Here is a 22975-nt window from a genome sequence, read left to right as displayed (position 1 = left end):
CGTTTCGCGCAGATGAGTCACAGCGACGCTCCGGCGCACTGGACGATGGCCTGGCCCGTGATGTTGCGCGCGTCGGGCCCCAGCAGGAAGGCGACGAGGCCGGCGACCTCGTCGGGTGCGATGAACCGTCCCAGCGGTGGCACCTTCGGCGGCGTGCGCGCCCGCCCGGGGTCGGCAAGCATCGGGGTGTCGGTCGGCCCGGGTGCGACGACGTTGACGGTGATCCGTCGGTCGACCAGCTCGGCCGCCCAGGACCGCGCCATGCCGGTCAGGGCGGCCTTGGTGGCGACGTACTGGCTCTTGCCCGCGGCGCCGGTCATGGTGCGGCTGCCGAGCAGGACCACGCGTGCTCCGTCGCGTAGTCGGGGCGCGAGTGCGTTGACGAGGACTTCGGCCGCGCCGACGTGCACTCGCCACATTCGGAGCCCGTGGTCGACATCCAGCTCGCCCAGTGGTGCCGAGTGCTGCAGCCCCGCGGCATGGACGACGGCGTCGACGGCGCCGAGCTCGCGCACCCGTCGGTCGAGCCCCGTGAAGTCGTCGAGGTCGGCCTGCAGCCAGGTGAACGCGTCGTGCTCGACGTCGGGTGCGCGGCGGCTGATTCCGACGACGCGCCAGCCGTCGGCCAGCAGCCGCGCCACGACGACGGCGCCGATCCCCGAACTCGCGCCCGTCACCACGGCCGTCGTGGTGTCGTCGGCCTTCATGACGGGCCCGACGCGATCCACTCGTCGGTCAGTTCCACGTACTCGATCGCCTGGCGGAATCGGGTGAAGGCGACGTGCAGCGTGCCCGCGGTCGCGGTGATCGACGGGTAGGAGAACTCCCGGTTCAAGCCGTCCCGAGAGTTGTTGGACAGGCAGTAGCCGTCGCCAACCTCGATGTTGCGTCGCACGGGCCAGGTGACGCCGCCGTCGTCGGAGACGGCCAATGTCATCGGTGCGCGCGGCGCGCCCCAGAACGCGCGGCGCTCGTCGCCGTCGGACGGCTCGGTGGACTCGAAGTCGGCGGCGGGCCCGTCGGCAAGGCCGTCGTCGTCGATCTCGTCGTAGAGCGAGGTGCGGCGGGCCGTGGCATCAGCGGCGCTGGACTCGTTGAATACCAACGCCATTCGGTCGTCTGGCAGCACCACGAATTGGATCGAGGAGTTGTTGTTCGGGAGTTCGGTGGGAATCGGTGGGGTCCACGTGTCCCCGTCGTCGTCGGACGTGCTGCGGTAGACGTGGTCGGCCCAGCGGCTGCGGTACAACGCGACGAGGGTGCCGTCGCCAAGGCGCCCGATGTTCATGTGGACACACCCGGTGCTCTCGGGCACCCGAACCTCCCGCCAGGTCAGCCCGGTGTCGTCGGAGACCATCACGCTGCTGTAGTCGCGATCGCCCACCCAGCGTCGGCCCGGCACGCGCACGCAGTGAAAGATCGGCAGCAGCAGTCGTCCGCTGGGCAGGGTGACCAGTGGTTGACGCACGAAGACGCCGCCCTCGGCGGTCTCCGAGAGCACGGTGTCCGTCGCGCCCCAGGTGCGTCCGCCGTCGTCGGAGATGCGGCGCAGCACGCGGGCGGTGTCCTGGTTGCCTGCGTGCTGAGAGGTCCAGAGCAGCCAGACGCGTCCCGACGGGTGAACGTGGAGAACGGGATTCTGCTCCGACCGGGTGGGGTCGTCGGAGAGCTGAACCGGATCCGACCACGCCGAGGCGCCGGGCTCCCGTCGGGAGAACCACACGCTGATGTCGGGGACGCCCTCCTGGGTGCCCGCGAACCACACGCATCCTAGTGACCCGTCGGGCAGGACGGCGAGGTTGGCGGCATGGTTTTGCACTTGCGGTGGGGTCAGGATGGCGTCGCGGCGACCTCGCTCGGCGGAGGTGCGCACCACGCCGTCGGCGGGGGTGACGGTGGTGGGGGTGGGGTGGGGACTCATGGTCTCAGCCCTTCAGGGAGATTGCGGCGAGGTCGTAGGAGTTCGTGGGGCGCAACGCCATTCCGTCGATCCGGGTCCGGCGGCCCAGCACCGCCTTCGGCACGAAGGACCACATCATCGGGCAGGTGTCCCAAATCATGCGCTGGGCTTGCGCGAGCAGCGCGGCGCGTCGGGCGGGATCGGCGTCCTCCGACGCCCGGGTGATGACGGCGGTGATGTCGGGGAAGAGATAGCCGTGATAGGTGTCGCGGGTGGCCTCCTTCTCCGCGGTGCCCGCGTACATGCCCTGCATGATGGTCAGTGCCAAGCCAGTTGGGCTGGGATACCCGTTGCCGAGGACGTCCCAGTCGCCGGCCTTGCCCTGGCGCCACTGGGCGATGTCGCCGCCGGGCTCGAATTGCTGCAGGGTCGCCTGAACCCCCACCGCCGACATCATCTGCACCACCGACTCCATGATGTCGGTGTCGGCGGCGAATTCGCCACTCTCCCAGATGATCTTGATCTTGAGGTTGCGCAGCCCCAGTGCGTTCAGTTCGTACTTGGCACGGTCGGGGTCGTAGACGTATTCCCCGGTTTCGATCGCGCCGTCGAGGCTCAGCGGAATCACCCCTCGCGAGGCCGTCGCCGACTTCTGCATGACGTTGTCGACCAGTGACGTGCCGTCGATGGCGTAGGTGAGGGCGCGGCGCACCTTGGCGTCGGCCATTGGGCTCGTCGGCGGTTTGCGGAAGTTGTAGAAGAGCTGGTTGAGCCGGACGCCGTCGGCGCGGTCGATCGCGACGCCGGACAGTCCGGCGATCTGATCGGTGGCGTCCGGGGTGATGGAGTCGATGACGTCGACCTCCCCGCTGCGCAACGCGACCACGCGACTGGATTCGTCGGGCATGAACCGCACCCGTACCGATTCGACCAGCGGCGCTGCGGCCCAATACTTCTCATTACGTGCGAGGGTGTACGTGCCCGAACCGCGGTCGGACTGGGTGACGACGTAGGGTCCGGTGCCGACGCCGCCTTGGAGGTCTTCGGGTCGATTCGCCGCCGCGGGGGTGATGAGGATGTTGGACATCAGGTAGTCCAAGACCGGGATCGGGCGCGTGGTGTTCAGGGTGAAGCTGGCGTCGTCGATCTTCTCGACCGTCGGCCATTCCGGAAAGAACGTGCCGACGAACGACCCACTGACTTGGCTGTACATCTTCAGTGCGGTCGCGACGTCCTCGACGCGCACCGGTGAGCCGTCCGAGTAGCGGATGCCTGGTCGCAGATGCACGTACCACTGGGTGGGCGTGCGCAATTCGAAGGCATCAGCCAAGACGAGTCGGGGCTTGAGGTTCTGGTCGATCTCGGTGAGGGCTTGTCGGACGGCGCGCTGCACGGTGAGCGCGGCGTCGTACTGCAGCAGCTTGTTGTCGAGGGTGACCAACGACCGGTTCAGCGCGAGACTCACCGTCGTCGGGCCGGGTCGGCCGGTGGGCGTCGCGCAGGCTGCGGCCGAACCGACGGCCAGCCCGGCGCCGAGAAGGAGACTGGAGCGAAGAAGAGAGCGCCGTGAAAAGGGCTGGCTGAGAATGGGATTGGTCACCATCGACCTCCTGGCAGTGGTTTGTGGGCGGTCCGCGCGTGGTCGAGAGCGACGCTCCATGTGACGGCTGACACAGCACGACTCTAAGCCTGAATGCGTACAACGCGCAAGAATGAAATTGGTTCTTGCGCAAATCGCGCAGGAGTGCCATTGTGAGCTGAGTAACAACACGGGCTGCAGCCCTGGGCCGTCACCGCGCCCCTCGGCAGCGCCGCATCGTTGGAAAGGTCGCCGATGACTCAACAGCTCGCACCGCCGCCGCCGGTCGCGCCGGCCGGCACTCCCGCCACGCGCCGGACAGTGGTGGGCATCCTCGGCCCGATGCCGCGCTACGTGCTCAAGAGACTGGGCCAGAGCGTGCTCACGGTCTTCCTCACGTTGACGACGGTGTTCGTCCTCATCCGACTGGCCCCCGGCGACCCCGCCTACGCCATGGCAGGCCCGTTGGCAAGCACCGAGGACCTGGCCCGCATCCGCGTCGACATGGGCCTCGACCAGTCGGTCTTCATCCAGTACTTGCGCTACCTGCAGGGGCTGCTGCACCTCGACCTGGGCACCTCGTATTCATTTCAGGCGCCCGCCTTCGACGTCGTGCTCGACCGCCTGCCGTACACGATCACGCTGTCGGTCGCCGCCATCGTGTTGACCACGCTGGTCGCCGTGCCGTTGGGGGTGTGGATGGCGCGCCGGGCCGACACCCGCCGCGAACTCGCCGCCAACGCGGTCACCATCGCAGGACAGTCGATGCCCGACTTTTGGACCGGCCTCATGCTGATCACCCTCTTCGCGGTGCTCGTTCCGGTGTTCCCGGCCGCCGGCTTCACCACGTGGTCGAGTCTCGTGCTCCCGACGGTGACCATCGCCGTCTTGCAGATCGCCCTGATCTCCCGCATGGTGCGCCGCGAGATGGTCGGGGCATTCGCCTCGCCCTACGTCACCGTCGGCCGCTCCCGCGGAGTCTCCGAACGCGAACTCATCTGGCGCTATTCGATGCGCAACTCGGCAATCCCGGTGCTGACCGCGCTGGGCACCCGGTTCGCCTCGATGCTCAACGGCGTGGTCGTCGTCGAGGTCGTCTTCGCCTGGCCCGGTGTCGGATCGCTCGTCGTCCGTGCCCTCGAGACCCGTGACTACCCGCTCATCCAAGCCACGGTCCTGGTCACCGCGGTCTTGGCAGTCGTCGTCCAGCTGCTCGTCGACCTCTGTTATCCGCTTCTGGATCCCCGGGTCCGGCTCGGGAAGGGAACCTCCAAGTGACCACCGTCATCGAAGCACCCGACCAACCGCGCCCGTCGGCCGTCACTCCCCGTGACGTCGCGACTGCCGGCGCCACCAGGCGTGCCCGCGACAGTCGAATCAAGATCTGGGTGGGCAGCATCGCGGCGCTGATCGTCATCGCCCCGGTCGCCTTGGCCAGGGTGCTCCCGCTGCCCTCGCCCGACACCACCAATCTGGCCGCTCGTCGGCTGCCGCCGCTGACCGACGGTCACCTGTTCGGAACCGACCAGCTGGGCCGGGACCTACTGGCGCGCGTGCTGTTCGGCGGCCAGGTGTCCCTGGCCATCGGCGTGCTCGCCGTCGTCGTGTCGGGCATGATCGGACTGACGCTGGGGGCCGTCGCCGGCTACCGCGGGGGATGGGCCGACACCATCGTCAGTCGACTGCTGGAGGCCCAGCTGTCGCTGCCGCTGCTGATGATGCTGCTGCTCGTGGTGGCGCTCTTCGGCCCGTCGATCCCCGTCATCACCTTCGTGATCGCGATCGCCCAGTGGCCCGAGATCGCCCGGCTCACCCGGTCGCTAACCCTGGTGGAGCGCGAAAAGCCCTACGTCGCAGCCGCTCACGTACTGGGTCTCGGTCACACGGCGATCCTGCTGCGCCACGTGATCCCCAACATCGTCAAGCAGGTGTCCCTGGTGATTCTGTTGCTGCTCGCCCAGGCGGTGCTGCTGGAGAGCGCGCTGAGTTATCTCGGCGCCGGACCGCAACGCCCGTTCGCCACGTGGGGCCGCATCATCTCCGACGGGCAGGACTACGTGACCACCTCGTGGTGGCTCGTCACGCTGCCCGGGTTGGTGATCGCCCTGCTCGTCGTCGGGGTCAATTTGCTCGGGGACGGACTTCGCGACCGCAGCGGCCGCTCCAAGCCTGGTCTGCTGAGCCGACTCGCGCTGCGCAAGAGGGAGATCTGACATGGACGGCCTGTTGAGCGTCGAGGAACTGCAAGTCGAACTCATCACCGCCAACGGGGTCGTCCGTGCCGTCGACGGGGTGTCCTTCCACATCGACGCCGGTGAGACCGTCACCATCATCGGCGAATCGGGTTCCGGTAAGTCGACGACGGCGATGGGTGTGCTGGGACTGTTGCCCGACGACTTGGCCGTGCTCTCCGGCGCGGCGACGTTCCAAGGCTGCGACATCCTTGGCAAACCCAAGGCGCTGGCCAAGGTCCGCGGCAAGCACATCGCGCTGATCCCGCAGGACCCGATGACCGCGCTGAGCCCGGTGCACACCATCGGGGCCCAGCTTCGAGATGCCATCCGCCACAGCGGTGTACGCGGCCGCGCCAAGCAGAACGACCGTGCCGTCGATCTACTCGAGCAGGTCAAGATCACCAACCCCAAGAGCCAGTTGGCGAAGTACCCTCACCAGCTGTCGGGTGGCATGCTGCAACGTGTGCTCATTGCCGCCGCGCTCGCGGCGGGCCCCGAGCTGATCGTCGCCGACGAACCCACCAGCGCCCTCGACGTCACCGTCCAGGCCTCGATCCTGGACCTGCTACTCGAACTGCAGGAACGCACCGGCGTGGGAATGCTGCTCATCACCCACGATCTCGGCGTCGCCCGGCTGATGTCGGATCGCATCTTCGTGATGAAGAGCGGTCGCTTCGTCGAGGGCGGCGATCCCGAGGATCTGTTGCGGACCCCGCGCGACGCGTACACCAAGAGGTTGCTCGACGCGGTGCCGCGTCTCGAGCCCGCCCAGACGGGAGTTTCGGCATGACCACCCCCTTGCTCGACGTGCAGGATCTCGTCGTGGAGTACCCGGTCGCCACCGGCGTGTTCCGCGCCCTGGACGCGGTGAGCTTCTCCGTCGACGCCGGGTCGACCCTCGCGGTCGTCGGCGAATCCGGTTGCGGCAAGTCGACTCTGGCGAAGGCCATCGTCCGATTGCTGACCCCCACCTCGGGGGCCATCAGGTTCGACGGCGTCGACGTCTCGCGAATGTCGGAGAAGGCCCTGCGGCCGTACCGCTCCCGAATCCAGATGGTCTTCCAAGACCCCTACGGCTCATTGGACCCGCATCTGAACGCCGTCGACATCGTGGGGGAGCCGCTACGGTTGCAGGGGATCCGGAACCGAAGTGCCCGCGACGCCAAGGCCGCCGAGCTGATCGACCGGGTCGGGTTGCCGACGACGGCGCTGCGCCGCAAGCCCGCCGAGTTCTCCGGCGGTCAGCGCCAGCGCATCGGCATCGCGCGGGCACTGGCCAGCGGCCCCGACCTGCTGGTGTGCGACGAGGCCACCAGCGCGCTCGACGTGTCGGTCCAGGCGCAAGTGCTCGACCTGCTCCGAGAGATCAAGCGGGACACCGGCCTGGCGTACCTCTTCATCTCCCACAACCTCGGCGTCGTCCGCGAGATCAGCGACACCATCGTCGTGATGCGCGGCGGCAAGATCGTCGAGCGCGGCCCCACCGAGCAGGTGCTGGCACGGCCCCGCGAGCCCTACACGCGGGCGTTGCGCGCTGCTGCGCTCGACCCGACCACCATGGTGGGAATCAAACCGCGCAACGTCGTCGCCCAAGGAGTGGCATCGTGACCGAACTCGACCTGACCTCGCTGGTGCTGGGGACCATGACCTTCGGCGACACCGTGGACGACGCCACCGCGGCCGCGATGCTGGATGCCGCGCTGGAGGCCGGGATCACCCACGTCGACACTGCGAACGGGTACGCCGGCGGTGAATCGGAGCGCATGCTGGCACGCTTGCTGCAGGGTCGGCGCGATCGAGTCACGTTGGCCACCAAGGCCGGGATGCCGCACCCCGATGCCGGTGAGCATTCGCCGTTGTCGGCCGCCGGACTGCGGGCCAGCGTTGAGGGCAGTCTGGCTCGACTCGGCGTCGACCACGTCGAGCTGCTGTACCTGCATCAACCCGACCGTGCCGCACCGCTGACGGAGACGCTGGGCACCGTCGCAGTTCTGATCGCCGAGGGCAAGATCGGCGCCTTCGGGGTGTCGAACTACGCCGCGTGGCAGATTGCGGAGGTCAACCACCTCGCCGACGGCATCGGTATCGCCAGACCCGTTGTCGCCCAACAGCTCTACAACCTGCTGGCCCGGCGCATCGAAGAGGAGTACGCGGAGTTCGCCGCCGTCACCGGCCTGGTGACGATGGTGTACAACCCCTTGGGTGGCGGGCTGCTGACCGGACGGCACTCCTTCGACGCCGCGCCCACCGACGGCCGCTTCGGCGACTCTCGCCTGGCGGCGATGTACAAGCAAAGGTATTGGAACACTGCGATCTTCGAGGCCGTCGAACAGCTGTCGCTGATCGCCGACAAGGCCGGCATCCCGCTCACCGAGCTGGCCCTGCGCTGGTTGGTGTCCAAGCCCTCCGCCGGTCCGGTGCTGCTAGGCGGCTCCAAGGTCGAGCACCTGCAGGCCAACATCGCGGCCGTGGCCAAGGGGCCGCTGGAACCCGACGTGGTGGAGAGCTGCGACGACGTCGGCGCCGCCCTTCGTGGCCCGATGCCGAACTACAACCGCTAATCGAAAGGTACTTCACACATGAGCGCGCGTGAATTCGCCGCCCGGCTGCGCAACCGGGAACGCATCCTGGGCTACTGGTCGGTGCTGGACTGCCCGGTCGCCACCGAATGGCTCGCCTATGTCGGGTGGGACTACATCGCCTTGGATCTGCAACACGGTCTGATCGGCTACTCGGGAATGCTGTCGGGACTGACGGCGATCGACGCCGCGGGCGGACCGGTGGGTCTGGTGCGGGTCGAGGCGAACGACGCCACTCCCATTGGACGAGCGTTGGACGCCGGCGCGGCAGGGGTGATCGTGCCGTTGGTCAACGACGCCGCGGGCGCGGCAGCGGCAGTCGCCGCGGCCACCTACCCGCCTACCGGGATCCGCTCGTACGGGCCGATGCGCTCGCAATTGCGGATCGGGCCGATCCCGGCCGACGCCGACAGGGACACCGTCGTGCTGGCGATGATCGAGACGCCCGAGGGATTGGCGAACGTCGAGAAGATCTGTGCGGTGCCCGGTTTGGACGGGGTGTACGTGGGTCCGTCGGATCTGCGGCTCGCCGTGGGCGGAGCGCATCCGCAAGATCCCGCGGTGGCCGACGAGTTCGAGGCCGCGGTGACCCGGGTTCGGGAGGCTGCCGCGGCCGCGGGCATCGCGGTGGGGATCCACACCGCTGAGGGGGCGGTGGCGGCTCGCCGACTGGCCGAGGGCTTCACCTATGCGACGGTGGCGTCGGACCTGACCCACCTCAAGGCGGCCTCCGTGGCCCATCTCAAGGCCGCGACCGGCGGCTGAACACCCGGGAATTAATCGCTGGGCAATCGTGCTGAAGACGGTACGATGAACGTCCTGCCGAAGTTCGGCGGGGGTGCGAGGGGCTGAACGGTTTCGACTTCGCGCATCGAATCAAGGGAAGCGTGCCGGTGCAGGCAAGAGACCACCGTAAGCGTCGATGCAACCAATTAAGCGCCGATTCCAATCAGCGCGACTACGCCCTCGCTGCCTAAGCGATAGCTAGTCCGTCAGACCGGGAGTGCCCTCGACCCGGACCCTGGCGTCATCTAGAGGGACAAACCCATACGTCCGGTCGCGGGACGTACGGGGACACCAAACAGCGACTGGGATCGTCATCTCGTCTCGTCCGCGTGAACGAGAGATCCAAGTAGAGACATAGCGGACTGCGCACGGAGAAGCCTCGAGGGAATGCCGTAGGACCCGGGTTCGATTCCCGGCAGCTCCACCAGAAACCGCAGGTGAGGCCCCCCAACTTGGGGGGTCTCTTCTGTTTTCAACACTTTTTTTCAACGTTTCGCACATATGATCGACCTATGGCATCCTTCCGCGTCGACTCCCGCAAGGACGGCACCACCTGCACACGGGTGTTCTTCCGCCAGGACGGCAAGCAGCGGTGCCTCACCTTCGACGACCACTCCGTCGCCCTGCGGTTCAAGGATCTCGTCGAACAGGTGGGCGCGACGCGCGCCGAAGAGATAGCCCGCATCGAGCGCCGACCCCGGCAGTCGCTGACCGTCGAGCAGTGGCTCACCCACTACGTCGACCACCTCTCCGGCGTGGACAAGCGCACCAGCGACGACTACCGCGGGTACATCCGAACCGACTTCCGCGACGCGTTCGGGACGATTCCGCTCGCCGCGTTGGCGCGGGAGGACATCGCGAAGTGGGTGCAGCACACCCACACCATCAAGGGCGCCGCCGCCAAAACGATCGCCAACAAGCACGGGTTCCTGTCCGCAGCGCTGGCGGCCGCCGTCGGGAAGAAGCACATCGAGTCGAACCCGGCAGCCAACACTGGCCTGCCGACCGACGAACCTGCGGAGATGGTCTTCCTCGAGAGGGACCAGTACCGAGCTCTGCTCGCCGAGATCCCGGAGGGGTGGCGGCCGCTGGTCGAGTTCCTCGTCGCGTCGGGCGCCCGGTGGTCGGAGGCCACCGCCCTCAGGCCGGGGGACATCGACCGAACTCGAAACACCGTCCGCATCACCAAGGCGTGGAAACGCGGCCCGTACCGGATCGGGCCGCCAAAGACGAAGAAGAGTGTCCGCACCATCAACGTCTCGACTGGCGTGCTCGACAAGCTGGACTACACCCGCGAGTGGCTGTTCACCAACCCGGGGCAGGGGAGCGGCGGGCCCAGTGAGAATCGGCGCGGCGCCGGCCGCCCGGTCCGCGCACCGAACTTTCGGGCCAACGTGTGGAATCCCGCGGTGGCCCGTGCCTGGCCAGCCGTTGACGAGCACGGCGACCCGATCCCGGATGCGCCGCGGCCGCGGATCCACGACCTGAGGCACACCTGCGCGTCATGGCTCATCCAAGCCGGTCGGCCGCTACCCGCGGTGCAGGCGCACCTCGGCCACGAATCCATCCTGACGACCGTCGGGGTCTACGGGCACCTCGATCGTTCCAGCGGTCAGGGCAACGCGGACGCGATCGCCGCGATGCTCGCCGACGATGATGACTGACTGGGCCTGATCTTGGAGGTTGCTGACTAGACTCTGGCAACCATGGGGAGATTCACTTGGTCGCTCGTTGCGGCCGCGACGGCGCTGGTCGGGGCGGGGATCGCCACTGCGGCTCCGGCGACTGCTGACAACGCGTCGTATCTGGCTGCGCTTGGCGATCGCGTCCAGTCGCGCAACGGCCCGGATGGCCTGTTGGCGGCGGGCAAGGAGTCGTGTCGGCTGCTGGCGCCGAACAGCTACCTGATGTTGGTCGGACGCCGCAGGTGGTGTCTCGCATGATCTGGGAAGCGGCGCCATCGTTGGAGCGGGACCAGGCTGATCTCATCGTGTACACCGCGATCGACCATCTCTGCCCGGCCGTCAACCCATTCGCCCCCGGAGCGCCGCCTTTGCCCCCGCCGCCCTAGGGGCGCGATCGCAGCCGGCGGAGTCGGTTCACCAGCACGGGGTCGTGCGCCAGTGCCGCTTCGGTGTCCGTGAGGCGGGTCAGCCGCTGGTAGTACCGCGTTGGAGTCATCCCGAGCTGATCGCGGATCGCGTTCTCCTTCTGGCCGGCGGTCGGCCACCACTGATGCTCGAGGTCGAGCATCGCGGCGTCCAAGTGGGTCAGGGAATCCAGAGCCATTGGTCCTCCAGGTGGTGTTCGAGTTCAGCGACCTCGACTGGGTCGAGTGATTCCATGCGGGCCTCGAGCATCGGCCGGTCCACCCATAGATGATCGGCGACGTCGCTGGCGTGCCTCGATGAGCAGGCGCGCAGCGCATCGACGAGGTCGGGCAGTTCGATGAGCCGACGAGCCGCGGTGCGCTCAACGAGTGTCTCTTCACGGATGCGCAACGCCGGCTCAGTCGGATACACGCGGCGTTCGTCGTGTACGAGCTCATGCGCGACGGTCGACCGACGTTCGACCTGCAACTGGTCGCGGTCGATCATGATGACGTTGCCGCAGATGACGCCGCGGCGCCCCGTGGGCATGTCGACGAACTCAACGCTCAGGTAGGCACGCTGGCCCAGATCCCTCCACGGGTCGTATCTCCCCATGAGACGGACAGTAGGGGAGTGCACCGACAAGATCAGGCCCTGACCAGTAATTACATCGGTGTAGTACTAGGTGAACAAGAGCGTCTTCTCGACCTCGACAGTCGACGCCTCGCCAATTTGAGCGGACGTAAATCGAGGAAGGTGGGCGTAGTCACCGTCGCGGTCTCGATATATCGAATCGATGACCATGCCCATTGTTAGTTTGCGCTGTTTGTCATGAGCGTGAAGTGTGTCCGGGTGCGGCGCCCCGCGTGCGGTGCCGGGACTCTGCGGGGCGCCCACCTGAATGAACATAAATCTCTGGTCCTGCGGGTAATAGCACGCCACCGTGCCACCCTCAGGGAAATAGTGGGCGAACTGCCCGACCAACACGTCGTCGACCAAGTCCGACTCGACGCAGACAACTGTGTTCCGGACCCATGGAAAGCGAGGCCCGAAACCGGGGTCGCGCCGCATTTGCGCAAAAGCGAATGTCGCGATGGTATGAGCGTCAACCATCTAGCCACCTCCGCATCCGCTGTTCCCATTCTCGGCTCAGATATGACATCTGAAGGTCGTACTGTCGGCTAACTGTAGCCTCGTCACCAGCGTATAGCGAGATGAGTTTCTTGCGTTGTCCCTGGTCATCGTCCGGATCGTCGCTCATTCGAAACCGATGAGTGTGCACTTCGGAATCGCATATGTCTATACGCTCAACTCGCCGGCGGGCCTCTTTGCTGCTGTCGCCCACTGGGCGCGCGTACAGCATGATGGCCCAGTCGACGTTCAACTCCAAAGGTTGAAAGATGGCGTAGCGGAAGACCAATTCCGGAATCCATCCGCGGATCGGCGGCCCAAGAGTGCTCGCAATTTTGTCGCGGTAGAGCAAGTCTTCGGGGAACTGCGCAGCGGCGTCGTATCCGCCAAGTGTTTGCGCGAGGAACGCAGTGACAGGAGGCGGCTGGCGCTCGCGACGAGGACTCACGTGATCTAGTCCTGTGTTTCTTCGGCTGCGTCGTCCTGGGCTTTGCGACGGCGGCGGCCCTCAGATGGTTCGGTGTCCCGGGCCGCTTTGGAAGCGGGGGGGCGATGCTGCGTTCCACGCTTGGTTGCGATGTCGGTGACCGGGTTATCAGCGCTGGCGATGCGCGGGGTCGCGACGAAGCTACGAATCAGTTCGTCCAGTGCGGCACGTTGCTTGCGGGTCAGCTGGCGGGACTCCTCGGGGCCGGTATACGGATCGCCTTCGCCTGGCGGAAGCGCCGCCAGCTCGCGTGCTTCGCTCCGCGGCACCTTGAGAAAGTCTGCAACAGCGTCGAGGTTCTCGAGCTTGGTGTCGACCTCACCGTTCATGAGCCGATCGACCGTGGGCGGAGAGACGCCGATGGCCTCGGCGATCTTCCGGTTCGAGGGCCGCGGATCGGCGGCGTCCTGCGCTGCACGAAGGCGAACAGCGAGCGGATGTTTACGGCTCATGGCTACGAATGCTGACTCCCGGGACGGATACGCGGCAAGCATCACTGTATCCGCCGCGGATACAAATTACGTGGATGTACTTCCGTTAGCTGCACGTCCGCGGCAAGAAAGGATCTTGCCGCTGTATCCGTCGCTGGATACACTTGCCACATGACACACGTGGCAAGTAGCATTCGGATACGCACATCGTCGAGTGAACGGAGGCTCTGGGTGCGACTCATCAGTCGTGAAGCGTTCCGCTCCTACATGGAGTTCAGAGACGAAACCAACGTGTCGCTCGGCCGCAAGGCGGACGTCAGCAAGGCCATCGTCGGTCACCTCCGCTCGGGTCAGCGCGAGACCTGCTCGCCGCAGACGGCCCGCAAGATCGAGAGGGCGCTTAACGCCCCTCCGGGTTCTCTCTTCGTGGCCGAAATGCCACACGCCACCCGAGGCGAGAGTGTTCCCGCATGACGCCGCGCACATTTGCCCTTCAGGAGGTGGCGGATGCGGTCCTCCCACCTGAGTGGAGCGACTCGGTCCGCTGGCTCACCCGTCGGTTGAACCGCGGAGAGCTGTCCGGCTATCGGGTCGGCAAGACCTGGCGCATGACCGAGGCCGACGTCGAGGCGCTCATCGCGAAGCACCGCCCCGCGACCCAGGCGCCGGTCGTGGAGTCCGCGGAACCGGAGGCGGTTGCGACCGTCAGCTTCCTCGACGGACTGTCCGAACGTTCCCGCCGGCGCCTCGAGAGGTCAGCATGAGCACTGAGATTGAGCTGTTCACCTTCGACACGATCGACATCCGCACCGTCGAAATTGACGGCGTGCGTTGCGCGGTCGCCGCTGACATCTGCCGGGCGCTGGAGATCAAGAACGTCAGCGACGCTGTGCAAAGGCTCGACGAAGCTGATGTCGCTACCGCCGATATCAGGTCCGGCGGCCAGATACGCCGCATGGTGGTCGTGACCGAGGGCGGCGCGACCGACTTGGTCCTCGACTCTCGGAAGCCAGAAGCCCGCCGGTTCCGCCGGTTTCTCACCCATGAGGTGTGGCCGTCTATTCGCGACACCGGCGCTTACTCCACTGTCCCCGCACTGACCGAAGACGAGATCGTCCACCAGGCCTTGGCCATCACGGCGAAGCGGGTGGAGGAACTGTCGGCGCGCGTCGCTGTGCTGGAGCCGAAGGCGGAGGTGGCAGACAAGCTGCTGGACGCTGAGGGTGACCTGTCGGTGCGCGACGCGGCGCAGTCGTTGACGCGGGCCGGGGTGAAGACCGGCGAGCGGCGCTTGTTCGCGGAGCTGAATCGGCGGGGGTGGGTGCGGCGCGCGATGGGCGACGGCCGGTACCGGGTTCTGCAGTCCGCGATCGAGTCCGGCTACATGTCGGTGCTGCCGCAGTCGCACTACCACCCGAAGACGGGTGAATTGGTCCTGGATCCGCCGCAGCCGCGCGTGACTCCGAAGGGGTTGCAGCGCTTGCTCGCCGACATCGGTGGTGAAGCGTGATGCGCGCGGAGATCGTCGGATCGACGGTGCCGACGACGATGGCCGGCGCGCTGGTTGTGATCGATGCGGTCACCGCGGAGCGTGACCGGCTCGCTGCGGAGCTCGCGCAGGCCCGCGCCGAAACCGATGGTGCGAAGGCCGAACTCGACAACGTGATGTACCAGTTCAAGAACCTCGGCGCGAACATCGCGGGCCTGACGGGTCTGATGAACGACTACCACACGGAGCGGGACGACGCGCAGGAGTCCCGCAACCAGTACGCGCGCCGCCTCGACTCGATGTGCGATGAGCGGGACGAGGCGTTGACGCGCGTCCAGGAACTCGAGGCGGAAGTCGCTGAACTGCGGGGTGAGTCGTGATCACTGTCGACGTCGTCGTGTTCGTCGCGCTCATCGTCGCGGCGCTGATCGTGGGTGCCACGTTGAGTTGGCGCTTGTACGCCGTCAACACCGTGCACGGCGGGATCATCGATCGCTGCCACCGCGACGCGGATATCAACGATGCCGCGGACATGGCGGAGACGAGCCGCGACGATGTGTGATCTGTTGCCGGCGGTCGAGTTGGCGTGCAAGTCAGTGCGTTCCGGCTTCGGTTCGGCGCGTGCAGGGTTTGGCGCAGTTGGCGCTTTGACCGACGTGGTGGTGCGTCCCAGATTGTCCGCAGCCAGCGCAAGGTCTGCGGATTGCTCGGCGGGGGTGAGCGTCAAGCAGTCGGCGCCCTCCGCCGGGCACCCTACTTCCGCGGTTCCCCCGGCCGCGGTTGACGACTCGGCGGGAGTCCCTTCCCCCCTGGCTCCCGCCGAGTCACCCATCGTGCTGAGCGCAGCTCAAGAATTCGCCGCTGCCGACGAGTTGAGCCGCCGTCTTGGGCTGGCAGGTGTCGAGGCCTGCGGCGGCTGGGTTTTGGACATCGCGCGCTCGATGGTCCACGCGGTGAACGAGCCCCAGAAGTAGTTGGGCGTCGCCCCATGCCCGGGGCGACGGCCCATCCCACCGATGAAACAAGGAGATCACACGGTGAGCGGCAACGATTCTATCCACTGCAGTATCCAGCTGGGAGCCCGGACTCAGGGAGGCCCACCCGAAGTGGTGGTCCGCGAAGGCGGACGGCTCCAGGTGTATCCCGACGGGGACGCGATGGACTTCTGCTTGTTCTTCAACAGCATTGACGACGTCCGGGCTCTTGCGGCTGCTGCCGAAGCTGCCGTGGCCGGCGGTCTGACGGCGGTGCCCGCGTGATGTCTGCGGCCCAGTTCGTGGGCTACCTCGCGGCGGAGTTGCTCCTGGTGGGCGCCGTCATCATGTGGTTGGACCGATGACCACCAGCACCCTGCGGGAGGACGTGCTGGAGCGGCGCGCCCGGGTTGCGGCGCTGACGCGGGCGGGGCGGACAGCGCGGGAGATCGCCGCGGTAGAGGGCGTGACGATTCGGACCGTGACGCGGATCCGCGCGCGAGCAGGGGAGTCGGCCCGCGGTCTGCTCAAGCCGTTGACCGAGGACGAGCTCCGCACCGCGCGTGAGCTTCTGGAGGACGGCTGCTCCTACGCGGAAGCAGCCCGGACGGTGGGTCGTTCGCCGCGCTCCATCAGCTACCACTTTCCCGGCTTCGGGTGGCCGAAGGGCGAGGGGCCCCGGTTCGCCCAGCAGGTGCGGTGGGCTGAGGAGCGGGCCGCCCGAAACGGGGTGCTGCTGTGAGTGATCTCGACGAGTGGCGGCTGGAGGTTCGCGGCATGAGTGAGCGTGACCGCCTGGTGACCGCGATGGATGTGCGCACCGCTGACGGTATGTCGGCGGCCGACGCGGAGGATCAGCGGTGACCGCGCGCCCGGACGGTGTGGTCTACAACCTCGCCGACGACGAGTACCACGCCGACCGTTCGAGCCTGTCAGTGTCGGGGGCGAAGCTGCTACTCCCGCCGTCGTGCCCGGCGAAGTTCCGGGAGTACATGGACAACCCGCGCAAGCCGAAGCGGGAATGGGACTTCGGGCACGTTGCACACCGGATCGTGTTGGGGAAGGGCGCGGAGTTCTCCGTCCTGAACCCCGCCGTGCATGGGCTGAAGAAGGACGGCACGGTCGCGGACAGCCCTCGCGCGACGGCGGGGTGGAAGGCGGCGGACGCCGACGCCCGCGCGGCCGGGTTGGTGCCGATCCATGTCGATGACGCCACCGCGGCTGAGGAGATGGCGCAGCGGGTGTTGCAGCATCCGTCGGCTGGTCCGTTGTTCGCTGACGGTGAGGCAGAGGTGAGCATGTACGCCACCGATGCGGAGACGGGTGTGCAGCTGCGGGGCCGCTGCGACTGGATCGAACCCGACGGGGACATCGACGACTACAAGACCTCGACCACAGCGAATCCGGCTGAGTTGGAACGGAAGTTCTTCACGCTCGGCTACTTCATGCAGGCGGCTTGGTACATCGACCTGGCGGTCGCGACGGGCCGGGCGGCCAATCCAGCGTTCCGGTTCGTGGTGCAGGAGAAGGTGGCGCCGTTCGTCGTGACGGTCGTGCAGTACGACGACGACGCGATCGCGGAGGGCCGGCGACGGAACCGGCAGGCGATCCGGATGTACGCCGAGATGCAGGAGTCCGGTCGGTGGCCGGGATACAGCGACGGCGTCGTGACGATCAGCCTGCCGGGCTGGGTGTTGCGCGACGGGGAGCAAGCGCAGATCCGCGCGCAGGCAGACGAATTGATCAACGAACTCGAAGGGATCTACCAAGCATGACCGCAGCAGTCGCGAAGACCAACGACAAGCCCACCCTGGCGCAGCTCATCGAGCAGATGAAGCCGGAGATCGGGCGGGCGTTGCCGAAGCACATGAACCCGGAGCGAATGGCGCGGATCGCCACCACGGTGCTGCGGCAGACGCCGGCACTGGCGCGGTGCACCCCGGAGTCGTTCCTCGGCGCGTTGATGACGTCCTCGCAGCTGGGCCTCGAGCCCGGGCCGACGGGCGAGGCGTACCTAGTGCCATACGGCACGGTGTGCACGTTCATCCCCGGGTACCGCGGGCTGATCAAGCTGGCCCGCAATTCCGGTCAGCTGGTGGACATCTGGGCTGAGGTGGTCTACGAGAACGACACCTTCAAGTACACGCTGGGGTTGCGGCGCGACCTGCAGCACGAACCGGCGGCCGGGGAGCGTGGGAAGCCGATCTACGTGTACGCGGCGGCGCAGCTGAAGGACGGCGGCACCCCGTTCGTCGTGATGACCTACACCGAGGTGGAGGCGATCCGCGCGCGGTCGAAGGCCGGCCGGAACGGTCCGTGGGTGACGGACTGGAATGCCATGGCGAAGAAGACGCTGGTGAAGCAGCTCGCCAAGTGGTTGCCGCTGTCAGCGGAGTTCACCTCGGCGACTGTCCTGGATGGGACGGTTCGTACCGACGTGGGACCCCTGGTGGACGTGCAGCCGGACTACATCGATGGGGAGATGGGTGACGCCCCGGCTGTCGAAGCCGGTCCGCCGCCGTCCGCCGATGTGGTGCTGGCCGGCAAGACGGAGCTCGCGCAGCTCAAGCAGATTCGCGACGCCGAACGGTACGGCGACGACGAGAGCTGGTTCGCCTACGTCCAGGCCGCCACCGGTGCGACGGTCACGGCGGATAAAGACCTCACGCTCGAGCAGGCGCAGAAGCTCATCGAGCTGTTCAACGAGGACGCCGCCAAGTGACCATCACCATCGCCACCTCGAGGCTGATCGAAACGCTCACTGATGCGTTGCAGACCGCCGATGACATCGTCGGGGGAGTCCACATCGCGACTCAGCGCGGCCCGTTCGGTGACGAACCGGGTGACCGTGACCTGATGACGGCGACGTCCACCAACCGGTTCGTCATCGGGCACACGTGGATTCCGGTCGACGGCAACGTCGTTCCATCCGTGTGGCCCGTCGAGTCCACGAAGACGGTCCTCGCCATCTGCAAGAGCCTGGCGCAGAAGGGCAAAGACCACACCGTCGACATCGACATGGTGACGGCCCCGCCACCGGAGGACGCGGAACCGGGCGACCACCCGGGTTGGACGGTGACGCTGTCGGAGACGCCCGCGCTGTTCGAGTCCGACACCGAGTTTCAATTCCGCGCCCACCATGAGGGCAAGTTCCCAGTGGCCATGGCGCGGAAGGTCATGTCGGGTCTGTCCACCGCCGAAGACGTCGTCGATTCCCCGTTGACGCAGTGGGGTCCGAGCGTCCTGGCGCCGTTGGTGGCGGTGGCGAAGCGCCGGAAGTCGCCCATGATGTTCTTCCGGTCGGACCTGTCGTGGGTTCAGGTGGTGCAGATCGGCGACACGTGGCTGGGCGCGGCGTTCCCGATCCGCCCGATGCCGGGAGAGTCGAGCGCGCAACCGTCGATCGAACCGGTGTTGAATGACGCGACCGATCGATTGCGGGACACGCTGGCTGACATGAAGGCCGACGGTGTGACCGTCACGGTGGACGACCCCAAGGGTCCGCTGGGGCAGGCTGTCTCGGCTGTCGCGGAGGCGTTGCGGGACGGCTCCGGTGTGATGATGGGTCGAGTCGACCCGGAGCTTTCCGACGATGAGTCGGCGGAGGAGCCCGCCGGCGGCCGGGACGAGCTGCTTCGGCAGGCGGTCGAGCTGGTCGTCTCGACGGGGTTCGCGTCGCCGTCGATGCTGCAACGCAAACTCGCGATCGGATACGCGAGGGCTAACACCCTGCTCGACGACCTGCACACCGCGGGGATCGTCGGCCCGGCCGAGGGCAGCAAGGCCCGCACGGTCGGGTACAGGACGAACCAGGTGTCTCAGGCGCTCACGGCGTTGCGCGCAGCGGGTGGTGCGCAGTGACGTCGCCAACGCTGCTCGATACCGAGGCGGTGGTGTTCTTCGTGCCGGGCGCCCCGGCGCCGCAGGGCTCCAAGCGTCACGTCGGCCGCGGAATCCTCGTCGAGTCGTCGAAAGCGGTGGGGCCGTGGCGTGAGCGCGTCGCGCTTGCGGCGCACAACGCGATGGCCGGCCGTCCGCTGATCGACGGCGCGGTGACGGTGGAGCTGAACTTCGTTCTCCCGCGACCGAAGTCGACACCGAAGACCAAGACGCCGGCCGCGGTCAAGAGGCCCGATCTGGACAAGTTGGAACGCGCGATCTTGGACGCCATCACCGGCGTGATCATCACCGACGATTCGCAGGTCGTGAGCCTGTGCGGCTACAAGCGCCTGGCCGAAATCGGGGAGACAGCAGGCGTGGACATCCGAGTGGAGGAAGACCAGTGAAGCGACCCCATTTGGTCAATCAGCGTGAGAACGAGCAGGGCGACTTCTGGTGCACCGTCCGCGGCGGCAACGGCGCCAACCTTCTGACGTCGGAAACGTATCCGTCGCGGTCCAATGCGGTCCGGGCGGCGCGCGCGTACATCGCGTCGGTCGACCCGGTGCCGGTGGTGTTCACCTACTGGACCGGTGACCGGCCGCGCGACGTCGGCCAGACGGCCCGTGGTCTCGTTCGGTCGGCGAAGACGGAGCGAATCCGATGAGCGCCGGCGAACAGTCCCTCTGGGAGCGAGCTCGAGAAGCAGCGCAGGTCATCGATGAGGTGTTCCAACGTGACCCGTGGAGCCCGGTCCGTGACTCCTGGGCCGAGGAGCTGCGTGCGGTGGCCGACCAGTGGGAACGCGCGGCGGCGGAAGAGGAAGCACGCGAGCAGCTGGCCGACGATCTGGCCGCCAGCATGTACGGCTCGCTGGAGTGGAACCACAGCGACGGCGTGCGCTGGAGAGACGTTCCGGAGGACAGCGGCGTGCGCGCCAGGTATCTGCGGGCCGCGCGTGACCTGCTGATGTCCTTCGACGTCCGCCAGGTGGAGGTGCCGTTCTGATGACGCAGGCAGCGCTTGACCTCGACGTGTACATCGCGGCGATCCGGGTGGACGAGATGTTCGCCGACCTGTCGTATCAGCGGGACGTCGACACCCCGGAGGAGCGTGCCCGGATCCGAAAGATGCACGCGCAGTGGTCACCTCGCCTTCTGGGTGTGTTGGAGGTGTCCGACCGGGGCGAGGAGTCCACCGGCCCGCGGTACGCGATCGTGGACGGCCATCACCGATGGTCGGCGGCGTGCATGTTCGACAACCCACCGGCGTTGGTGGCGAACGTGCACACCGGGCTGACCGTTGCGGACGAGGCGGCCCTGTTCGACAAGCTGAACCGGGAACGCAAGTCCACCAACACGTGGGATCACTGGCGGGCCCGCCGCGCCGCCGCGGACCCGTTCGTCGCGTCAGTGGAGGCGACGGCCGCCCGGGTGGGGTTGACCGTCGCGCAGCAGGCGAAGGACGGCAACGTCCGCTGCATCGGCGCCCTGGAGAAGGTCGCGAAGTCCGGGCCCGGCCTGCCGCTGCTGAAGGACACGCTGCAGGTGCTGCACGACACGTGGGGCAAGCAGTTCGACGCCTATGACGCCCCGCTGGTGTCGGGGATGGCGATGCTGCTCAACGCGTTCGACGACGACCGGGTGCAGTGGGACCGCCTGGTCGACGGTCTGATTGATCTGCCGCCGCGGCGGGTGAAGTACGTCGCGCAGATGAAGCGGGACACGACGTCGGGGTCGTTGGCGAAGCTCGTCGGGTTGACGATGTTGGAGCGGTACAACCAGGTGGCTCAGGGTGGGCGGTTGACGGTGCCGCCGACGTTCGGGTCGTTGCGCGCGGCTCCGAAGCCGAAGGCGGTCCGCCATGCCTGACGTCGAACTGTGCCTGTGCGGGCACGCCCACTTCTCCGGGGACCGGTGCTGGTGCGGGTGCACCAAGTTCACGACCGACCGGGATGACCAACCGCGGGACCTGGTGGGGTGCTGCGGCGACTGCGAGCACTGCCCATGCCGGTGCCCGCAGGTGAATGACGCCGACATGTGCGTCCGCTTTCGCAGCCGCGACGGCCAGCTCATCGAGGTGGCGTGATGACCGACTACCCGCCTGGAATGACCCTGCGGCCAATCGCCGCGTGGCCGACCGCCTCGACGACCGACCGGCGGCCCGCGCCGTTCGAGTCGTCGCTGACGTCCACGCTCGAGGTCCTCGACCGGGAGCTCCGCGCCCTGGGACCGCACGGCCTACGGGGCGCCCACGGGTCCAACTGGTACCCGACGAGCATCCTGCAGCTGGCTCTGCGCGAGCAGGACTTCCGTAATGACGGCATGCCGCGCGCGAATGCCGTCCCTTCTCACCCTGGCGTCATCCTGAACATCCAGCCGAAGGGCAAGCCGGAACTGTCGTTCCCCTGCGACACGTTTACGCGCTGGCAGGACAACCTGCGTGGCATCGCGCTTGGGCTCGAGGCGCTGCGGAAGCTCGACCGGTACGGGATCACGCAGACCGGTCAGCAGTACACCGGGTGGCGGGCAATCGAAGCGACACCCTCGATGAATGCCAGGGCGGCGGCGTGCGCCGTGCTCGCCCGCATCGCGTGGCCCAACGAGAACGACGCGGCGCAGGCCGAGTGGGCGCACAAGATCGCCACCGACCCAGAGATCGGCCGAACCACGTACCGCAAGGCGAAAGCCAACGCGCACCCGGACCGCAACGGCGGCAGCCAAACGCTGTGGGACCACGTCGAGGGCGCCGCGAAAGTCATTGGAGGACTGACCTGATGAACGTCTACGTGCTGATCGACCCGAAGTCCGACACCGACATCGTGGTCAGCGTCCACGCCCGCCACCAAGGCGCGGACCTTGCCGCCATCGAGTACGCCCAACGCGTCGCACCCTCCGCAAACCTGGTGGAGGGCGTCTACAAGCGGCTGCGCATCGTCAACCGCGACGTTCAGGACGACGAATGACGTCCCCGGATGCCGCGCAGGACAGGGCGTACGAAGCGGCCACCGCCATCTCCGTCCAGGTCGGTCACCTGTGGATGGAGGCGCACGTCCAAGGGATGCGTGCCGGCATCGACGTCGCCGCGGACGCGATCCACAACCTCGCGGAGTCCGTTGTCGCGCAACCCGATGTCTTCGACCAGATGTCCGCCGGCGACGTGGTGTTCACGTTGCGGAAGCTGCGGGACGAGGTGCGCCTGATGGCGTTGTCGCTCCCGGAGCCGGAGGTGTCCGATGGCGCTCACTGAGACCACCCCACTCGTCTGGCTCGTCTGCCACCGCTGCGGACGCCCGTTCACGACACCCCGAATCCGCGGTGCCTGCTCGATCTGTCAGGACGCCGCCGCCCAACAGTGGCCCGGCCTCATCGAACTACCCCTGGAAGTAGGTGGCGAGTGACCAGTTCAGTCAACGA

Annotated in this window: 35 protein-coding genes and 1 other RNA gene; 28 read left to right on the top strand and 8 right to left on the bottom strand. The window is 67.1% G+C overall.

Annotated features, from left to right (window positions below; all coding sequences use genetic code 11):
• Nucleotides 1-17: 17 nt before the first annotated feature.
• Genes H7K45_RS28205 through H7K45_RS28195 form a run of 3 tightly spaced genes read right to left on the bottom strand, consistent with a single transcriptional unit; the run spans nucleotide 18 to nucleotide 3500 of the window.
• A complete protein-coding gene (locus tag H7K45_RS28205) occupies nucleotides 18-707 on the bottom strand; it encodes an SDR family NAD(P)-dependent oxidoreductase (protein ID WP_263999476.1) in 690 nt (229 codons plus the stop codon).
• Entirely contained in the window at nucleotides 704-1921 is a 1218-nt protein-coding gene (locus H7K45_RS28200; RefSeq protein WP_263999475.1) for a sialidase family protein, read from the bottom strand. Before H7K45_RS28200 ends, H7K45_RS28205 begins: the two co-directional genes overlap by 4 nt.
• A gap of 4 nt (nucleotides 1922-1925) precedes the next feature.
• Entirely contained in the window at nucleotides 1926-3500 is a 1575-nt protein-coding gene (locus H7K45_RS28195) for an ABC transporter substrate-binding protein (RefSeq protein ID WP_372512673.1), read from the bottom strand.
• A gap of 321 nt (nucleotides 3501-3821) precedes the next feature.
• On the opposite strand from H7K45_RS28195, the gene H7K45_RS28190 reads away from it, so the two are divergent.
• The 9 genes from H7K45_RS28190 to H7K45_RS28150 all read left to right on the top strand — a co-directional run bounded on the left by H7K45_RS28190 (nucleotide 3822) and on the right by H7K45_RS28150 (nucleotide 11021).
• Nucleotides 3822-4757, top strand: a complete 936-nt coding sequence (locus H7K45_RS28190) for an ABC transporter permease (RefSeq protein ID WP_308206442.1) — start codon at nucleotides 3822-3824, stop codon at nucleotides 4755-4757.
• Entirely contained in the window at nucleotides 4754-5692 is a 939-nt protein-coding gene (locus H7K45_RS31615; RefSeq protein ID WP_263999472.1) for an ABC transporter permease, read from the top strand. Before H7K45_RS28190 ends, H7K45_RS31615 begins: the two co-directional genes overlap by 4 nt.
• Nucleotide 5693: 1 nt before the next feature.
• On the top strand, nucleotides 5694-6503 hold the full coding sequence (locus H7K45_RS28180; RefSeq protein ID WP_263999471.1) for an ABC transporter ATP-binding protein: 810 nt from the start codon (nucleotides 5694-5696) through the stop codon (nucleotides 6501-6503).
• A complete protein-coding gene (locus H7K45_RS28175; RefSeq protein ID WP_263999470.1) occupies nucleotides 6500-7321 on the top strand; it encodes an ATP-binding cassette domain-containing protein in 822 nt (273 codons plus the stop codon). Before H7K45_RS28180 ends, H7K45_RS28175 begins: the two co-directional genes overlap by 4 nt.
• Nucleotides 7318-8274 carry an aldo/keto reductase gene (locus H7K45_RS28170; RefSeq protein WP_263999469.1) on the top strand — a complete coding sequence of 319 codons (957 nt, stop codon included), beginning with the start codon at nucleotides 7318-7320 and terminating at the stop codon, nucleotides 8272-8274. The genes H7K45_RS28175 and H7K45_RS28170 overlap by 4 nt, the downstream gene beginning before the upstream one ends.
• Nucleotides 8275-8292: 18 nt before the next feature.
• The gene (locus H7K45_RS28165) at nucleotides 8293-9057 is read left to right on the top strand and encodes an HpcH/HpaI aldolase family protein (protein WP_263999468.1); all 765 of its coding nucleotides are present in this window, start codon (nucleotides 8293-8295) and stop codon (nucleotides 9055-9057) included.
• 79 nt (nucleotides 9058-9136) lie between these two features.
• Nucleotides 9137-9505, top strand: a transfer-messenger RNA (tmRNA) gene (ssrA, locus tag H7K45_RS28160).
• A gap of 85 nt (nucleotides 9506-9590) precedes the next feature.
• A complete protein-coding gene (locus tag H7K45_RS28155; protein ID WP_263999467.1) occupies nucleotides 9591-10742 on the top strand; it encodes a tyrosine-type recombinase/integrase in 1152 nt (383 codons plus the stop codon).
• Nucleotides 10743-10784: 42 nt separating this feature from the next.
• Nucleotides 10785-11021, top strand: a complete 237-nt coding sequence (locus H7K45_RS28150; protein ID WP_263999466.1) for a hypothetical protein — start codon at nucleotides 10785-10787, stop codon at nucleotides 11019-11021.
• 124 nt (nucleotides 11022-11145) lie between these two features.
• Here the strand turns inward: H7K45_RS28150 and H7K45_RS28145 are convergent, their stop codons facing one another.
• The 5 genes from H7K45_RS28145 to H7K45_RS28125 all read right to left on the bottom strand — a co-directional run bounded on the left by H7K45_RS28145 (nucleotide 11146) and on the right by H7K45_RS28125 (nucleotide 13238).
• On the bottom strand, nucleotides 11146-11367 hold the full coding sequence (locus H7K45_RS28145; RefSeq protein ID WP_263999464.1) for a DUF3263 domain-containing protein: 222 nt from the start codon (nucleotides 11365-11367) through the stop codon (nucleotides 11146-11148).
• A complete protein-coding gene (locus tag H7K45_RS28140; RefSeq protein WP_263999463.1) occupies nucleotides 11349-11783 on the bottom strand; it encodes a M78 family metallopeptidase domain-containing protein in 435 nt (144 codons plus the stop codon). Before H7K45_RS28140 ends, H7K45_RS28145 begins: the two co-directional genes overlap by 19 nt.
• A gap of 66 nt (nucleotides 11784-11849) precedes the next feature.
• Nucleotides 11850-12281, bottom strand: coding sequence for a hypothetical protein (locus H7K45_RS28135; RefSeq protein ID WP_263999462.1), 432 nt, complete (start codon nucleotides 12279-12281; stop codon nucleotides 11850-11852).
• A complete protein-coding gene (locus H7K45_RS28130; protein WP_263999461.1) occupies nucleotides 12274-12747 on the bottom strand; it encodes a hypothetical protein in 474 nt (157 codons plus the stop codon). Before H7K45_RS28130 ends, H7K45_RS28135 begins: the two co-directional genes overlap by 8 nt.
• A gap of 5 nt (nucleotides 12748-12752) precedes the next feature.
• A complete protein-coding gene (locus tag H7K45_RS28125; RefSeq protein WP_263999460.1) occupies nucleotides 12753-13238 on the bottom strand; it encodes a helix-turn-helix domain-containing protein in 486 nt (161 codons plus the stop codon).
• A gap of 210 nt (nucleotides 13239-13448) precedes the next feature.
• Here H7K45_RS28125 and H7K45_RS28120 point away from each other — a divergent pair, with 210 nt between their 5' ends.
• The 19 genes from H7K45_RS28120 (at nucleotide 13449) to H7K45_RS28030 (ending at nucleotide 22808) form a co-directional block, all read left to right on the top strand.
• Nucleotides 13449-13691 carry a hypothetical protein gene (locus tag H7K45_RS28120; protein ID WP_263999458.1) on the top strand — a complete coding sequence of 81 codons (243 nt, stop codon included), beginning with the start codon at nucleotides 13449-13451 and terminating at the stop codon, nucleotides 13689-13691.
• Nucleotides 13688-13981, top strand: a complete 294-nt coding sequence (locus H7K45_RS28115; protein ID WP_263999456.1) for a helix-turn-helix domain-containing protein — start codon at nucleotides 13688-13690, stop codon at nucleotides 13979-13981. Before H7K45_RS28120 ends, H7K45_RS28115 begins: the two co-directional genes overlap by 4 nt.
• Nucleotides 13978-14727: a phage antirepressor KilAC domain-containing protein gene (locus H7K45_RS28110; RefSeq protein ID WP_263999455.1), complete on the top strand. Its 750-nt coding sequence runs from the start codon at nucleotides 13978-13980 to the stop codon at nucleotides 14725-14727. The genes H7K45_RS28115 and H7K45_RS28110 overlap by 4 nt, the downstream gene beginning before the upstream one ends.
• A complete protein-coding gene (locus tag H7K45_RS28105) occupies nucleotides 14727-15086 on the top strand; it encodes a hypothetical protein (RefSeq protein ID WP_263999454.1) in 360 nt (119 codons plus the stop codon). The genes H7K45_RS28110 and H7K45_RS28105 overlap by 1 nt, the downstream gene beginning before the upstream one ends.
• A gap of 17 nt (nucleotides 15087-15103) precedes the next feature.
• Complete coding sequence (locus tag H7K45_RS28100) at nucleotides 15104-15268, top strand: hypothetical protein (RefSeq protein WP_263999453.1); 165 nt, start codon at nucleotides 15104-15106, stop codon at nucleotides 15266-15268.
• 544 nt (nucleotides 15269-15812) lie between these two features.
• Complete coding sequence (locus tag H7K45_RS28095) at nucleotides 15813-15965, top strand: hypothetical protein (protein WP_263999452.1); 153 nt, start codon at nucleotides 15813-15815, stop codon at nucleotides 15963-15965.
• A 76-nt stretch (nucleotides 15966-16041) separates the two neighbouring features.
• Nucleotides 16042-16422, top strand: coding sequence for a helix-turn-helix domain-containing protein (locus tag H7K45_RS28090; RefSeq protein ID WP_263999451.1), 381 nt, complete (start codon nucleotides 16042-16044; stop codon nucleotides 16420-16422).
• Entirely contained in the window at nucleotides 16419-16544 is a 126-nt protein-coding gene (locus tag H7K45_RS28085) for a hypothetical protein (RefSeq protein ID WP_263999450.1), read from the top strand. The genes H7K45_RS28090 and H7K45_RS28085 overlap by 4 nt, the downstream gene beginning before the upstream one ends.
• Entirely contained in the window at nucleotides 16541-17455 is a 915-nt protein-coding gene (locus tag H7K45_RS28080) for a PD-(D/E)XK nuclease-like domain-containing protein (RefSeq protein ID WP_263999449.1), read from the top strand. The genes H7K45_RS28085 and H7K45_RS28080 overlap by 4 nt, the downstream gene beginning before the upstream one ends.
• Entirely contained in the window at nucleotides 17452-18402 is a 951-nt protein-coding gene (locus tag H7K45_RS28075; RefSeq protein WP_263999447.1) for a recombinase RecT, read from the top strand. The genes H7K45_RS28080 and H7K45_RS28075 overlap by 4 nt, the downstream gene beginning before the upstream one ends.
• Entirely contained in the window at nucleotides 18399-19541 is a 1143-nt protein-coding gene (locus tag H7K45_RS28070) for a DNA translocase FtsK (RefSeq protein WP_263999446.1), read from the top strand. Before H7K45_RS28075 ends, H7K45_RS28070 begins: the two co-directional genes overlap by 4 nt.
• On the top strand, nucleotides 19538-19966 hold the full coding sequence (locus H7K45_RS28065) for a RusA family crossover junction endodeoxyribonuclease (RefSeq protein ID WP_263999445.1): 429 nt from the start codon (nucleotides 19538-19540) through the stop codon (nucleotides 19964-19966). Before H7K45_RS28070 ends, H7K45_RS28065 begins: the two co-directional genes overlap by 4 nt.
• The gene (locus H7K45_RS28060) at nucleotides 19963-20226 is read left to right on the top strand and encodes a YegP family protein (protein ID WP_263999444.1); all 264 of its coding nucleotides are present in this window, start codon (nucleotides 19963-19965) and stop codon (nucleotides 20224-20226) included. The genes H7K45_RS28065 and H7K45_RS28060 overlap by 4 nt, the downstream gene beginning before the upstream one ends.
• Nucleotides 20223-20567 (top strand): hypothetical protein, encoded by a 345-nt coding sequence (locus tag H7K45_RS28055; RefSeq protein ID WP_263999443.1) that lies wholly within the window; start codon nucleotides 20223-20225, stop codon nucleotides 20565-20567. The genes H7K45_RS28060 and H7K45_RS28055 overlap by 4 nt, the downstream gene beginning before the upstream one ends.
• On the top strand, nucleotides 20567-21430 hold the full coding sequence (locus H7K45_RS28050; protein ID WP_263999442.1) for a DUF6551 family protein: 864 nt from the start codon (nucleotides 20567-20569) through the stop codon (nucleotides 21428-21430). The genes H7K45_RS28055 and H7K45_RS28050 overlap by 1 nt, the downstream gene beginning before the upstream one ends.
• Nucleotides 21423-21647, top strand: coding sequence for a hypothetical protein (locus H7K45_RS28045; protein ID WP_263999441.1), 225 nt, complete (start codon nucleotides 21423-21425; stop codon nucleotides 21645-21647). Before H7K45_RS28050 ends, H7K45_RS28045 begins: the two co-directional genes overlap by 8 nt.
• Nucleotides 21647-22336 carry a molecular chaperone DnaJ gene (locus H7K45_RS28040; RefSeq protein WP_263999439.1) on the top strand — a complete coding sequence of 230 codons (690 nt, stop codon included), beginning with the start codon at nucleotides 21647-21649 and terminating at the stop codon, nucleotides 22334-22336. Before H7K45_RS28045 ends, H7K45_RS28040 begins: the two co-directional genes overlap by 1 nt.
• Nucleotides 22336-22524, top strand: a complete 189-nt coding sequence (locus H7K45_RS28035; protein ID WP_263999438.1) for a hypothetical protein — start codon at nucleotides 22336-22338, stop codon at nucleotides 22522-22524. Before H7K45_RS28040 ends, H7K45_RS28035 begins: the two co-directional genes overlap by 1 nt.
• Complete coding sequence (locus tag H7K45_RS28030; protein ID WP_263999437.1) at nucleotides 22521-22808, top strand: hypothetical protein; 288 nt, start codon at nucleotides 22521-22523, stop codon at nucleotides 22806-22808. The genes H7K45_RS28035 and H7K45_RS28030 overlap by 4 nt, the downstream gene beginning before the upstream one ends.
• The last annotated feature ends 167 nt before the right edge of the window (nucleotides 22809-22975 follow it).

The organism is Mycobacterium yunnanensis, from assembly GCF_025823185.1.
Taxonomy (GTDB): Bacteria; Actinomycetota; Actinomycetes; order Mycobacteriales; family Mycobacteriaceae; genus Mycobacterium; species Mycobacterium yunnanensis.
Note: the sequence above shows the minus strand (reverse complement) of the source record. Positions and strands in the feature narration are given on the sequence as shown.